Consider the following 12,868-nt stretch of genomic DNA (forward strand, 5'->3'; position numbering starts at 1 on the left):
CGACCCAATTCTAGGCGCGCTGCCCAGGCCACTTGATAGCCAGTCGGCGATGACTGGCCTTGTCAACTACCAGGGGCTCTGTCCGCCACCGCGGCTCACTGGACCGGTCGGCGAAGCCGAAACAGCGGATTCGGTGAGCAGCGGGGCGGTTTCGGCGTCCCCGCAAACTTTCGGCGACGCCCCGAGACAGGGGCGAGAAGTCAGAGAGGGCCGACGACCAGCAACGTGGCCCAATACTCGGCGGCGGCGGGGCCCACGATCGGGAGCAGGAAATCGAACAACAGGTAGGACATGTACTGAGTACCTCCGCACACCGAGCATTTCCCCCCGCCAGCGGCGGAGGCCGCGGCCCCGAATTCCGAGCGCCTTGCGTTCAGCACTACCCAGAACCGCATCAATCCAGTCGCGACGGTAGCACGACGTGAACCACATCACAGCCGCTCAGCGGATCGAACGGACCTCCGGATGGGCCACTCCGGACGCGACGGCAGCGGCTTCGGGCAGTAGTTGATCCAGGTTGTAGGGGTAGACGGTTTCACCGGAACGGTCCAGGTAAACGATGTCTTCCACGGTGCACCATTTGTGGCCGGTGATCGAGCGGCGTTCGATGACGCTCAGGTTCGCCGCCTGTGGTTCGAAGTTGCGCACGCGGAGCGCGAAGAAGAGCTCTTCGGAGCGGATCAGGTCGCCGTCGAAGGGGAAGACCGCGACGCGACGCCAGAGCGGGCCGCGCAGGCTCTCGGGGTCGGCTTTGTAGCCGGTTTCCTCGTAGAGCTCGCGTACCGCCGCGTCGCGCAGCGATTCGCCCGGTTCCACGCCGCCGCCGACGGTGAACCAGAAGGAGACGTCGGGGGTTTTGGGGTCGTTGCCGCGCATCAGGAGGGTGCGGTCCTGTTCGTCGAAGAGCACGATGCGCGCGGTGGTGCGGATGGTGTCGACCGAGAGCCCGGTGGACGCGGCCGGGGTGGCACGCTCGGTGATCTCGAAATAGGTGGGCAACGGGGCGGTGCCGCCGAGGTGCAGGATGCGCACCAACCGGCGGGTACGCAGCGCCAGGGTGTCGCGGACGGCGTCGTTGTGGAAGCGGCGCGCGATCAGCACCCTGGCTTCGGCATCGGCCAACTCGGCGACCATCTGCGGGCGCAGCTGGGCAATGTCGACCGACGAAAGTGCGGCGGAGAGTTGGTTTTCCACGGTTTCGCGATCGGCCCGTCCGACCCGTTCGGCCCGATCGGCCAGTAGCGACAGCTGTTTGGCCTGCTCGGCCCGTTCCGAGTCGGACACCGGTCCCGCGATCGCCATCGCCACCGATCTGGCGACCACCGCCCGGCGGGCCAGGGCCGCGTCGAGCGCCTGCCAGGACTGGTCGGAGCGCACGTGCAACCGGTCCAGCCGGTTCGCGGTCGAGTAGGCCCAGATGCCGATCGCGACGATGATCGCGGCGATCAGCGCGAGAACGAGAACCGTTGTCGCGGAGAAGGTGATCATCCGGCGGCCCGCACCCTGGTGTCGCCGATGGTCACCGTCTCGTACACCCGCAGGATCTGTTCGGCCACCACCGGCCAGTCGTACTCGCCGACCACCTGGGTCGCGGTGTGCACCAGCGTTTCCCGGCGCACGTCATCGGTCAGCACGCCGTCGATGGCCTTCGCGAGCGCCGCCGAATCGCCGACCGGCACGAGTACACCCGCCGTACCGTCGCGAAGCACCCGACGGAAGGCATCCAATTCGCTGGCCACCACGGCGGTCCCGGCGGCCATCGCCTCGATCAGGATGATGCCGAAGCTCTCGCCACCGAGATTGGGCGCGACGTAGACGTCCGCGCTGCGCATCGCCGAGGCCTTCTCCGCATCCGACACCTGCCCGAGGAAGCGCAGGTGCCCGGCCAGCGGTCCCGCCTCGCGGCGCAGCCGATCCTCGTCACCGCGCCCGACGATCAGGATCTCCAGGTCACGATGCTTGCGCACCAGCTCGGGCAGCGCGCCGAGCAGCACGTCCATCCCCTTGCGTGGCTCGTCGTAGCGACCGAGGAACAGCACGGTCCGGCCCGCCCGCGGATAGCCGGGCAGCATCGGCGCCCTGGCGAACGCGGGCACGTCGACACCGTTGGGGATCTCTACCGCATCGGAGCCGAGCGCCTCTACCTGCCACCGGCGCGCCAGCTCCGAGACGGCGATCCGGCCACTGATCTTCTCGTGGTACGGCCGCAGCACACCCTGAAAGGTGCTGAGCACCAACGATTTCGTGGTCGAGGTGTGGAAGGTCGCGACGATCGGGCCCTCGGCGATCTTCAGCGCGAGCATCGACAGGCTCGGCGCGTTGGGTTCGTGGATGTGCAGCACATCGAAGTCGTTGCCGTCGATCCACCGGCGAATCCTGGTATAGGCCATGGGGCCGAAGGACAATCGCGCTACTGATCCGTTGTACGGAATCGCGACCGCGCGACCGGCCGACACCACGAAATCGGGCAGCGGCGTGTCCTCCGCCGCGGGTGCGAGCACGCTCACCCGGTGCCCGCGTTCGATGAATACCCGCGCCAGCTCGACCACGTGCGCCTGCACGCCGCCGGGAACGTCGAACGAGTAGGGACAGACCATGCCGATCTTCATGGAGCGCCTTCCGGGCTTGCCGTCGCGTTCGGGCCGCTGTGCTCGGCGCCGAGTTGCGCCGCCGCGATGCGACCGCGCCGCGCCTCGGACAGGTCGCTTTCCCACATCGGTTGCAGCATGTGCCAATCGGCGGGATGCTCGGCGATGTTGGCCGCGAACCGATCGGCCAAGATTTGCGTAGCCGCTGCGACACCCCCCGAAACATCCACCGGTGCTTCGACTTTCATACCCCACGCCTCGACGCCGTCGGCGGTGAACCAGGTGTGCACCGGCAGCAGCGCGGCACCGGTCTCGATGGCCAGCTTGGCGGGGCCCGCGGGCAGCCAGGTGCGCTCACCGAAGAAAGTGACCGGGATACCGCGACCGGTCAGATCGCGCTCCCCCAACAGGCAGATCACCTTGTTGTCGCGCAGCCGGTTCGCGAGCTGGACGAACGGCGGCTGCTCGCCACCCGTCAGCGGGAACACCTCGAAGCCGAGGCTTTCCCGGTAGGCGACGAAGCGCTTGTACAGCGCCTCCGGCTTCAACCGTTCGTTGACGGTCGCGAAGGTGCCGTGGTTCTGCACCAGCCACACGCCCGCCATGTCCCAGTTCCCGGAGTGCGGCAGCACCAGGATCACCCCGCGCCCCGCGGCCAGTCCCGCTTCGAGATGCGCGGTCCCGGCCACCGGAAGTTTGCCCAGCGCCGCATGATCCATGGCGGGCAGCCGGAACGCCTCGCGCCAATACCTGGCGTAGGAGCGAATACTCGCCTGGATCAACTCGTCCGGCACGTCCGCGGGTTTCCCGCCGATCACGCGAGCGAGGTTGCGCCGCAATTGATTCGGTGCACCACCGGCGCGGAAGGCGCGATTCGCCTTGGCCGCGGCGCGGTCGGCGCCCCAGTCGAACAACCGCCGCGCCGTCGACTCGGGCAGTGCCCGCACCAGCCGCCAACCCGCCGCGTATCCGGCATCGCTGAACCGCTCCCCGATACTCATGACCATTGCCCCGTTTCCCACACCACACCGCCACCATATGGCGGTCTCACGTTGGCAGCTCCGTCGCGTTCGCCGTTCCCGCCGAGGGGTTTTCGGGATGCGCGGGCGTGATCACATCGCGCGCGCCCGGCGAGTTGCGCACCGCGAGCACCCGCTGGAACACCGTGACGATGCTGAGCACCGCCAGCACCCACATCGCCACATGCACCGCGTACCCGAGCCAGTCGATGCCCCAGTACCCGCCGATGCCGGTCAGCCCGGCCCCGACCAGCACGATGATGAGGCGGTCCGGCCGCTCGATGATCCCGCCGTCGGCGGAGAGCCCGCTGGCCTCGGCGCGCGCCTTGGCGTACGAGATCACCTGCGAGGTCACCAGCACCACCAGGGTCGCCGCGAACAGCGGCTTGTGGTTCTCGTGATACACCGCCCACCAGGCCAGGCCCGCGAAGATGGCGCCGTCGGCCACCCGGTCGCAGGTGGCGTCGAGCACCGCACCGTACTTCGTGCCGCCGCCGCGTGCCCGGGCCATGGCGCCGTCGAGCATGTCGAACATGACGAACAACCAGATCACCATGGTCCCCCAGAACAGGTGTCCGGTCGGGAACAGGGTGACCGCGGCCGCGATCGACGCGGTGGTGCCGATGATGGTCACCGCATCCGGGGTGAGCCCGGTGCTCACCAGCGCTTTGCCCAGCGGCGCAGTCGCTTTGGCAAACGTATCGCGGCCGAAGAAGCTCAGCACTGCTAGTCGACTTCCTTCCAGGCTGCCGACAGCAGCGCCCTCGTCTCGCGCAGCAGCTGCGGCATGACCTTCGCGCCGCCGACCACGGTGATGAAGTTCGCGTCGCCACCCCAGCGCGGCACGATGTGCTGGTGCAGGTGGTCGGCCAGCGAACCGCCCGCCACGCCACCGAGGTTCAGGCCGACGTTGAAGCCGTGCGGCCGGGAGACCCGCTTCATCACCCGGATGGCCTGCTGGGTGAACGCCATCAGCTCGGCGCCCTCGTCCTCGGTCAGGTCCTCCAGGTTGGCCACCTTGCGGTACGGCACCACCATCATGTGGCCGGGGTTGTACGGGTACAGGTTCAGCACCGCGTACACCAACTTGCCGCGGGCGATGACCAGGCCGTCCTCGTCGGACATCTTCGGGATGTCGGTGAACGGATGCCCGGTCGAGGCGGGATCGGTGGCCGCGGCCTCGGCAATGTAGGACATCCGGTACGGCGTCCACAGTCGTTGCAGCCGATCCGGTTCGCCCGCGCCCTTGTCCACGATGCTGCCCTGGTCGTCCAGTTCGGTGAGTCCGTCGGGCGCCATCCGCTCACTCATACCGCACCCTTGATCTCGAAGCCCGCCGCGGTCGGAGACGCGTTCTCCCGGTTCGCGATCCACTGCACAATGGTGGTCACCGCGTCGCCGACCGGCACCCCGTTCACCTGGGTGCCGTCGCGGAAGCGGAAACTCACCGCGTCGGCGGTCACGTCCCGCTCGCCGGCCAGCAGCATGAACGGCACCTTCTGCGCGGTGTTGTTGAAGATCTTCTTCTGCATCCGGTCGTCGCTGCGGTCCACCTGGGCGCGGATGCCCGCGTCCTGCAACTGCTCGATCACCCGATCCAGATGCGGCGCAAAGGCTTCCGCGACCGGGATGCCGACCACCTGCACCGGCGAGAGCCAGGCCGGGAAGGCGCCCGCGTAGTGCTCGGTGAGCACGCCGAAGAAGCGTTCGATGGAGCCGAACAGCGCGCGGTGGATCATCACCGGCCGCTGCTTGGACCCGTCGGAGGAGGTGTATTCCAGGTTGAACCGCTCCGGCAGGTTGAAGTCGAGTTGGATGGTCGACATCTGCCAGGTGCGGCCCAGCGCGTCCTTGGCCTGCACGGAGATCTTCGGTCCGTAGAATGCGGCGCCGCCGGGATCGGGCACGAGCTCGAGTCCGGAGGCCGAGGCCACCTTGGACAGGGTCTCGGTGGCTTCCTCCCACATCTCGTCGGTGCCGACGAACTTGACCGGATCCTTGGTGGACAGCTCCAGGTAGAAGTCGTCGAGGCCGTAGTCCTTGAGCAGATCGAGCACGAAGTGCAGGGTGCTGGTCAGTTCGGCGTGCATCTGCTCTTTGGTGCAGTAGATGTGCGCGTCGTCCTGGGTCATGCCGCGCACCCGGGTCAGGCCGTGGATCACGCCGGACTTCTCGTAGCGGTACACCGAACCGAACTCGAAGAGCCGCAGCGGCAGTTCCCGATACGACCGGCCGCGGGCCCGGAAGATCAGGTTGTGCATCGGGCAGTTCATCGGCTTGACGTAGTAGTCCTGCCCCGGCTTGCGGACGGTGCCGTCCTCGTTCAGCTCCGCGTCCAGGTGCATCGCCGGGAACATGCCGTCGCGGTACCAGTCCAGATGGCCGGAGACCTCGAACAGATGCCCCTTGGTGATGTGCGGGGTGTTGACGAACTCGTAGCCCGCGGCGACATGCCTGCGCCGCGAGTACTCTTCCAGCTCCTTGCGGATGATGCCGCCCTTGGGGTGGAACACCGGCAGGCCGGAGCCCAGTTCGTCGGGGAAACTGAACAGGTCCAGTTCCAGACCGAGCTTGCGGTGGTCACGGCGTTCGGCCTCGGCGAGCAGGTGCAGGTACTCGTCGAGCGCTTCCTGGGATTCCCAGGCGGTGCCGTAGATGCGCTGCAGGTCCTCGCGGTTCTGATCGCCCCGCCAGTACGCCGCCGAGCTGCGGGTCAGCTTGAAGGCGGGGATGAACTTGGTGGTCGGGATGTGCGGGCCGCGACACAGATCGCCCCAGAGGCGTTCGCCGGTGCGCGGATCCAGGTTGTCGTAGATGGTCAGCTCTTTGCCGCCGACCTCCATGACCTCCGGGTCGTCGATGCCGGACTTGTCGCTGATCAGCTCCAGCTTGAACGGCTCCTTGGCCAGTTCCACGCGGGCGTCCTCGACCTCGACCACGCGACGCGAAAACCGCTGCGCGCCTTTGACGATCTTCTTCATCCGGGATTCCAGCTTGGCCAGATCCTCCGGGGTGAACGGCTTGTCGACCTGGAAGTCGTAGTAGAAGCCGTCCTTGATCGGCGGGCCGATGCCGAGCTTGGCCTCCGGGAACTCCTGCTGCACCGCCTGGGCCAGCACGTGCGCGGCGGAATGCCGGATGACACTGCGGCCGTCCTCGGTATCGGCGGCGACCGCCTCCACCTCGACGTCGGTGTCCGGGATCCAGGACAGGTCCTTGAGGCCCTCGGCGTCGCGCACGACGACGATGGTGTCCGGTCCCTTGGTCGGCAGGCCCGCCTCGCGCACCGCGGCACCCGCCGTCGTCCCGGCCGGCACCCGGACGAGGGTGGCGGGGCTGGGGTGGGCTGAGGTGGTCACGGCGGTGCTCTCCTTGGAGTTTCTCGGGTGCGGGGATGCCCCCGCGAATCATGGCCGTGGCAGCGTCTGCCCCGGCGCGACCATGCTAGCTAGCCCGCCGCTCCGCGTCTTCTGCCGGTCGTCGGGTGCGTCAATACTCGCATTGCGGGCGCGCGGTCGCGCAGTTGGCCGGATTTTCGGCGTACCCGGTTGTCGCCTCGGCGACCGGGCGTCAGCTGTCCGCGGCCAGCTTTTCCAGCAGGGACTCACGTTCGGCGGCGGGGCGTTTCGGGCAGCTCGTGCACATCTCGCAACCGGGGACCTCGTAGACCAGGCAGCAGGAGATGCGCTTGACGAAGGTGCGGCCGCCGATCTGCACGAACCGCGGCACGGGCAGTTTGCCGCCGATCTCGGTCGCCAGTCGCGTGCCCGCCTCGGCCGAACCCGCGTCGAGAGCGCGATTGCCGACCGCGTCGGCGACGATCGCCCACAGCGATGGCACGCCCGCGCCGGACACCTCGGCGACCGGACCGATCACTGCCGCAAGGGTTTCGCGCAGTGCCGCCCCGGGTTCAGTGCAGGCGTCCGGCTCCGCGAGAACATGGATGCGTTCCACACCGCCGTCGGGCCGGACCGCACAGTCGAAACGGTCCAGCACCGGCTCGACGGCTTGCCCCTCGTGCGCGTACGCCCGCGCGACCTGCTCGACCAGCGCGGAGGCGACCATGCACCACCACAGCGTGCCAGCGATGCGCGGTGAGGTAGTCCCCCACGAGTGCCCCATCTCCGCGATGCGCGCCGCCAGCCACTCCGGCTGCGTCAACGTCCGCCCGGGGACGGTGCTCACCACTTCAGGGGACTGCGTAACCATTGCCACTCGACTCCGATCCAGCCGCCGACCATCCCGAATGTGCCCAATACCCATAGCGTGGCGACGACCAGGGCAAAGGTAGCGGTCGCCGCGAACACGCGCATGGCGGCACCCCGTGCGGAATACCACGCCATACCCTGCCGGTACCTGTCGCGCAGCCAGCCGAGCGCCCGTTGTGCCCAGGCGAATTCGGTGGCGAGGATGCCAAGTCCGGCGAACACGATCGCCCAGCCGGGTCCGGGGTAGGGAATCGCGAGGATTCCGACGGCCAGCACCGCGGTGCCTGCCATCGCGACCCCGATCCGATAGGCGAGGTTCAGCGTAGGTCGCGCGGCAACGCGGGCCCGGAAGGCGCGCCAGGCCGTAGGCGTCGATCTTGTTTCCAGCTCAGCCGTCACCTTCTCCAGCGTACGAGACTGCCCGGTCAAGTCCATGATGCAGCCGCCGAGCCCGCCCGAACCAGGTGGTTCGGGCGGGCTCGGCAGTCCTGGATCAGACGAGTTCCGGGGTGACCCGATGTCCCGCTTCGTCCTCGATGTGGGCCAGCCCGTCCTCGGTGATCTCGATGACGCGCGCGCTCGCGATGTCGAAGAACAGGCCCGACACCGTGACGCCGCGCTCGGCGACCGCCGCGCGCACGGCGGGATGCCGTTGCAGGTTTTCCAGCTGCACCGCCACGTTCACCATGCTCAACTGGTCGACCTCGTCGAAGCCGGCGGCCGCCGCGGCGATCGCCACCGGGTGTCCGCGCCGGACCCGGTCCAGACTCGGACGGGCGTGCGCGAGCCACTTGTCGATTTCCGGACCGGCCTGGGCCCCCGAGTGCAAGGCCTTCATCGCGCCGCACGACGAGTGGCCGCAGACCACGATGGAGCGGACGTTGAGTTCCTCCAGGGCGAAGGCGAGCGCGGCGTCCACCGACGGATCACCCACGGCGGGAACCAGGTTGCCCACATTGCGCACCGTGAACAGATCGCCCGGCCCGCTGTTGGTGATCATGTTCGGCACGATGCGCGAGTCGGCGCAGGTCAGGAAGAACGAATCCGGATCCTGGCTGTCGCGCAGTCCGTCCAGATGCGGCCGGACGACATGCGCGTGGCTGCGGTGGAAGGCGGCGACACCGGCCGCGATCGGATCGGCGTGCTCGTCGCGGCGCCACGGTCCGAGGATGTCGGTCCACACCGCGCGGCCGAAGCTGCGCGACGGCGGCCCGGCCGTCACATGGGCCATTCTGGCACTACCGATCTCCACGAAATCGACACTGCCGCCGCTGCTTTCCTGCTGGCGCACCCAGTCCTCGATGGCTTCGAAGGCGGCGTGGTCGAGGAAGTCGACGGTCATCTCGACGGTGACATCAGCGTCGGCGGGCACCTTCGCGAACTCCGCGGACAGCTTCGGCAGCGCGAGGAACGTGCAGGAGCCATCGATGGTGATCATCCACCGCTGCGAACCCGGAATCTGCCTGGCGCTGATGGCAACTCGCACCACTCGCCACAGCAGCAGGCCGAAGGCCAGCGCCAGGCCGATCAGCACGCCCTCCAGCAGATTCAGGAACACGACGCCGAGCACCGTGACGGCGTAGACGAACAGGTCACCGGTGCGCCGGGCGAGCTTGATGTGCGCGATCTTCACCAGCTGCGTACCGATCACGATCAGCAGGCCGGCCAACGCCGCCTTCGGAATCTGTTGCACCACAGCGGACAACGCCACCGAGAACAGCAGAATCCAGCAGCCGTGCATGACCGCCGAGGCCCGGCTGCGCGCGCCCGCCTGGACGTTGGTGGCGCTGCGCACGATCACGCCGGTGACGGGCAGGCCGCCGATCAGACCGGAGATCACGTTGGCCGAGCCCTGACCGATGAGTTCGCGGTCGAAGTTGGTGCGCTGACCCGAGTGCATCTTGTCCACGGCCACCGCGGACAGCAGGCTTTCCACACTGGCGATCAATGCGATGGTGATGATCATCAGCACCACGGCCGACCAGTCACCGCGCGGCAGCTCCGGCAGCCCGATCGCGTCGAACAGTGAGCCGTTCAACACGATTCGCTCGGCGCCGGTAGGCAGCACCAGCGACAGCACGGTGGCGACGAACACCGCGACCAGCGGGCCGGGAATCAGGCGCAGCTTGGCAGGGGCGTACTTCCAGCCGACCATGATCGCGATCACCACCGCGCCGATGAACGCGTCGCCGCCGTGCAGCGACATCAGCTGACCGGGCAGTTCGGTGATGTTCTTCCACGCGGAGCTGTGCGACGAACCGCCGAGCAGCACGTGAATCTGTTGCAGCGCAATGGTGATACCGATACCGGCCAGCATCGCGTGCACGACCACCGGCGCGACGGCGAGCGCGCCACGGGCAATCTTGCTGAGCCCGAACAGGATCTGCAGCACACCGGCCGCCGCCGCGATGAAACAGGTGGTCTTCCAGCCGAATTGGTTGATGGACTCGGCCACTACCACGGTGAGGCCCGCGGCGGGGCCGCTGACCTGAAGAATGGAGCCGCCGAGCAGGCCGGCGACGATACCGCCGACCACGGCGGCGATGAGGCCCGCGAGGACAGGCGCGCCGGAGGCGAGGGCGATGCCGAGGGACAGCGGCAACGCGACCAGGAAGACCACGATCGAAGCGGGCACATCGTGGCGCAGGATCGAATGCAGACGATCGGACAGGGGCTCGGGACCGCGGCCCGTGTCCGCTGGTACCGGCGGGGTGAACGGGGGTGCTAAATCGTTTTCGACAGCCATGACTTTCTCCTTCGCCGAACTCGGCGCGAAGGCCGAGGTCGGTTGACGATCAACATGTCCAGCAGGGCACACGACCGCGAACCGGCATCTCGCGGTGAAGCAGCTCTCGACGCACCAGCGGGCCGAGATGTAATGCGAAGCAAGGCTATGAGTAAAGACTTAGCAAAGCCTGAGAACTGGGCTAACTGTGCGTAAACTCCGTGCTCAGCGTGCTATGGCCTGCCTCACATGTGGGCCGAGACGGTGCCGGGGCCGTCGCGGCGGTTAAACCGGTTGTGCGGCAACACGGCGGCCCTCATCATCAGATGTCGCGATCCCGGCCACGGTCAACCGGCGGTGGCGACGGCCAGCGAACTGCGCTCGTCTCTGGTGGACGGAGCCGCGGTAGGCGGCGATGCCCGCCAGGATGGGGCCCGCACGGACCCCGGTGCGCCGCCATGAACCGGTTGTCCGGTCAGCTGCCCACACCGGGGCTGCGGGCGTGATTCGTCCCGCGACCCGCGTCGCTACAGCGGCGACCGCCAGGTCGAGGGAAAGTGGCAGCGCGACAAGGAAATCCAGCACAGCGGCGGATAGCCGGCGGCGGCTGGCAGCCAGACGTTCGGCGAATGCGGGGTTGCGCGACGTCCGTGGTGCGGGATCGGTGTCGGTTGACATATTTCTCCTTCGCCGGGACGACGTGAGCGCCCGGTTCATCGGTCGAACATGTACTGGCATCGAAAGCGAGCGGCGGGCGAAGCTCTGCCGCTCCGTACTGCTCGGTGAGCGGCGACCCGTGACGCGAAGGTCTAGTTAATAGTAAAGACTTCGCAAAGCTTATGGAAAGGTTTCAAGTGGAATCGGCGCAAATGTCATCGTATTGTGACCCAGGTCACTAGGCAAGGGTGTGGTGAACCGACCGCTACCGCAAGGGCGAGAGCGGGTCGCCCGCGTGCAGGCGGTGGCCGTCTGACACACTTCCGGCCGAGCGCGGAATCCACGGGAGGACGCCTTCCCGGCTTGGCGAATACCGCTGGGTGCGAACCGGTTAGCAAAGTTAATGGCGACGCGGCGGACGCGGCCGAGATCCGTGCCGCACTCAACCGGCCGCGTGGCGTGTAGCGGACGTTCCACTTTTCGTCGTGGATACAGTCACGGAATTCGGACGTTTGAAATGAAACAGCCCCTGATCTGCTTGCGCAGGTCAGGGGCTGTTTTCTGGTGTGGTCCCAGCTGGTTTCGAACCAGCGACCTTCCGCGTGTGAGGCGGACGCTCTCCCGCTGAGCTATGGGACCTGAACTCATGCCACATGGTGGCGGGCCGGGTGGCGTGGTAGCGCCCTCCGAACGAGATGGAACATTAGCATGCGCCACCGGCGGTTCACCAAATCGCCACCCGGACAGGGGCGGAACGCGCTGTGCACCAGTCCGTCTCGTCCGGAGGCGTGGCGGTGCCTGACTGCCCTGTTCACGCAGTCCAGCCGTGCTGGCGAACCTCCTCAACCACATCGGCCACCTCCGCCACTCTGGCAACCTCGCCGATTTCCCCCGTTCTACCAGCGGATTTGTAGCTTTCACCGGGCGTCCGCTAATGTTCTGTCTCGCACCACGGAGGCCACAATGGGCCGCCGAGATGCAGAATGCGGATGTAGCGCAGTGGTAGCGCATCACCTTGCCAAGGTGAGGGTCGCGGGTTCGAATCCCGTCATCCGCTCGAAGAGGTAGGGCCAGGCAAACTAGTTTCGCCGTCCCCCTTCGCACGGTGGAGTGGCCGAGTGGTGAGGCAACGGCCTGCAAAGCCGTGCACACGGGTTCGATTCCCGTCTCCACCTCGCGCGATTAGCTCAGCGGGAGAGCGCTTCCCTGACACGGAAGAGGTCACTGGTTCAATCCCAGTATCGCGCACCACCGTAGTACCAGGTCAGGCCCCCTTTCGAGGGGGCCTTTCTTGTTGGGTGCCAGATATGCACCAGATCAATCGGCCTCGTGGTCGACGAAGTTGCACCTACATACGTCGCACGTGATGCCACCGAGCTGATAGGTGCCGATCGCGAGTCGGATCCTTGCGCGGGCAATCACGCTCGTCAGCCCGTTGTTGGTGGATTTCCGGCCGCCGCGCCGCTCCGGCTCGCGACGGCGGTAGGCGACGAGGGCGAAGGTTAGCTCGTCCAGCGCCTCCCGATACAGCCGCTGGGTGCCATCCGGTACTGCGGTTAGCGACCAACCAAGCTTCGGTGGCGGGTGAGTGTGAGCCCCAGTTCCTCACCGAGTGCTTGACGTAGAAGGCGAGTGCGAGGAGCAACGCATCCAGCAGCTGGCGACGCAGGA

At 67.3% G+C, this 12,868-nt stretch carries 10 protein-coding genes and 4 tRNA genes; 3 read left to right on the forward strand and 11 right to left on the reverse strand.

Going from position 1 to position 12,868, the window contains the following annotated elements:
• Window positions 1–441 precede the first annotated feature (441 nt).
• The 11 genes from ACFK0J_RS26745 to ACFK0J_RS26795 form a co-directional block, all read right to left on the reverse strand.
• The gene (locus tag ACFK0J_RS26745; RefSeq protein ID WP_378743034.1) at window positions 442–1,485 is read right to left on the reverse strand and encodes an NUDIX domain-containing protein; all 1,044 of its coding nucleotides are present in this window, start codon (window positions 1,483–1,485) and stop codon (window positions 442–444) included.
• Window positions 1,485–2,609: a glycosyltransferase family 4 protein gene (locus tag ACFK0J_RS26750; protein WP_218470246.1), complete on the reverse strand. Its 1,125-nt coding sequence runs from the start codon at window positions 2,607–2,609 to the stop codon at window positions 1,485–1,487. Before ACFK0J_RS26750 ends, ACFK0J_RS26745 begins: the two co-directional genes overlap by 1 nt.
• Entirely contained in the window at window positions 2,606–3,589 is a 984-nt protein-coding gene (locus tag ACFK0J_RS26755) for a phosphatidylinositol mannoside acyltransferase (protein ID WP_378731856.1), read from the reverse strand. The genes ACFK0J_RS26750 and ACFK0J_RS26755 overlap by 4 nt, the downstream gene beginning before the upstream one ends.
• A 46-nt stretch (window positions 3,590–3,635) precedes the next feature.
• Window positions 3,636–4,331 (reverse strand): phosphatidylinositol phosphate synthase, encoded by a 696-nt coding sequence (pgsA, locus tag ACFK0J_RS26760; RefSeq protein WP_378731858.1) that lies wholly within the window; start codon window positions 4,329–4,331, stop codon window positions 3,636–3,638.
• A 2-nt stretch (window positions 4,332–4,333) separates the two neighbouring features.
• Window positions 4,334–4,918 carry an HIT family protein gene (locus tag ACFK0J_RS26765; protein ID WP_378731860.1) on the reverse strand — a complete coding sequence of 195 codons (585 nt, stop codon included), beginning with the start codon at window positions 4,916–4,918 and terminating at the stop codon, window positions 4,334–4,336.
• Window positions 4,915–6,966: a threonine--tRNA ligase gene (thrS, locus tag ACFK0J_RS26770; RefSeq protein ID WP_378731862.1), complete on the reverse strand. Its 2,052-nt coding sequence runs from the start codon at window positions 6,964–6,966 to the stop codon at window positions 4,915–4,917. Before thrS ends, ACFK0J_RS26765 begins: the two co-directional genes overlap by 4 nt.
• Window positions 6,967–7,177: 211 nt before the next feature.
• Window positions 7,178–7,792: a (2Fe-2S)-binding protein gene (locus ACFK0J_RS26775; RefSeq protein ID WP_378731863.1), complete on the reverse strand. Its 615-nt coding sequence runs from the start codon at window positions 7,790–7,792 to the stop codon at window positions 7,178–7,180.
• Complete coding sequence (locus tag ACFK0J_RS26780; protein ID WP_378731865.1) at window positions 7,789–8,214, reverse strand: TIGR02611 family protein; 426 nt, start codon at window positions 8,212–8,214, stop codon at window positions 7,789–7,791. The genes ACFK0J_RS26775 and ACFK0J_RS26780 overlap by 4 nt, the downstream gene beginning before the upstream one ends.
• 94 nt (window positions 8,215–8,308) lie before the next feature.
• Window positions 8,309–10,561 carry a SulP family inorganic anion transporter gene (locus ACFK0J_RS26785; protein WP_378731867.1) on the reverse strand — a complete coding sequence of 751 codons (2,253 nt, stop codon included), beginning with the start codon at window positions 10,559–10,561 and terminating at the stop codon, window positions 8,309–8,311.
• Between the two features lie 264 nt (window positions 10,562–10,825).
• Window positions 10,826–11,218: a hypothetical protein gene (locus tag ACFK0J_RS26790; RefSeq protein WP_378731869.1), complete on the reverse strand. Its 393-nt coding sequence runs from the start codon at window positions 11,216–11,218 to the stop codon at window positions 10,826–10,828.
• 546 nt (window positions 11,219–11,764) lie between these two features.
• A tRNA-Val gene (locus tag ACFK0J_RS26795) sits at window positions 11,765–11,836 on the reverse strand.
• A 346-nt stretch (window positions 11,837–12,182) separates the two neighbouring features.
• Between ACFK0J_RS26795 and ACFK0J_RS26800 the strand changes: the two genes are divergently transcribed.
• The 3 genes from ACFK0J_RS26800 (at window position 12,183) to ACFK0J_RS26810 (ending at window position 12,448) form a co-directional block, all read left to right on the forward strand.
• Window positions 12,183–12,254, forward strand: a tRNA-Gly gene (locus tag ACFK0J_RS26800).
• A 47-nt stretch (window positions 12,255–12,301) separates the two neighbouring features.
• Window positions 12,302–12,372: transfer RNA gene (locus tag ACFK0J_RS26805), tRNA-Cys, on the forward strand.
• 1 nt (window position 12,373) lies between these two features.
• Window positions 12,374–12,448: transfer RNA gene (locus ACFK0J_RS26810), tRNA-Val, on the forward strand.
• Window positions 12,449–12,868 lie beyond the last annotated feature (420 nt).

It is taken from the genome of Nocardia brasiliensis (assembly GCF_042691675.1).
Classification (GTDB): Bacteria; Actinomycetota; Actinomycetes; order Mycobacteriales; family Mycobacteriaceae; genus Nocardia; species Nocardia brasiliensis_D.